Here is a 433-nt window from a genome sequence, read left to right as displayed (position 1 = left end):
CATCGCAGATACCCGAAAGGCTTTAAAATTATTAAATCCTTTTGATTTGAAGATCTTATATGGAGAGAATTTTTATTTAAATCTTCCTTATCGCTGGCGAGAAATTTTCTCTCAAAACTCAATGGTTAAATGTTCAGTCTTAAGAGGAACATTGAATAAACCGCGTGTGTCTGTTGCTTTTTATTCGAATATGATGCTACCCATCAATCATACAGCCAAAATGGCGTTAGCTCATTTCCATCAAGCCATCAAAGAAACATCTGAGGTCATTCAAATTACGCCAGGTAAATTAATCTATGTGGATAATCGTTTTACGCTGCATGCTCGAGAACCTGATACCACCACTCCACTCAACAATATTATCGAATGCTTTAATTAAATTCATTTAGTATCACCATCTTCTATCCTGATTCTTGAAAGCCAGATTAAGGTG

The 433-nt window shown here is 35.6% G+C and carries 1 pseudogene; it reads left to right on the top strand.

Annotated elements, in window-relative coordinates:
* A pseudogene (locus Lgra_RS06905) lies at window positions 1-379 on the top strand (hypothetical protein); the annotation flags it as partial.
* Between the last annotated feature and the right edge of the window lie 54 nt (window positions 380-433).

Source organism: Legionella gratiana, assembly GCF_001467695.1.
Taxonomy (GTDB): domain Bacteria; phylum Pseudomonadota; class Gammaproteobacteria; order Legionellales; family Legionellaceae; genus Legionella; species Legionella gratiana.
The sequence above is the reverse complement of the archived record's forward strand: the minus strand, read 5'-3'. Positions and strand labels throughout refer to the sequence as shown.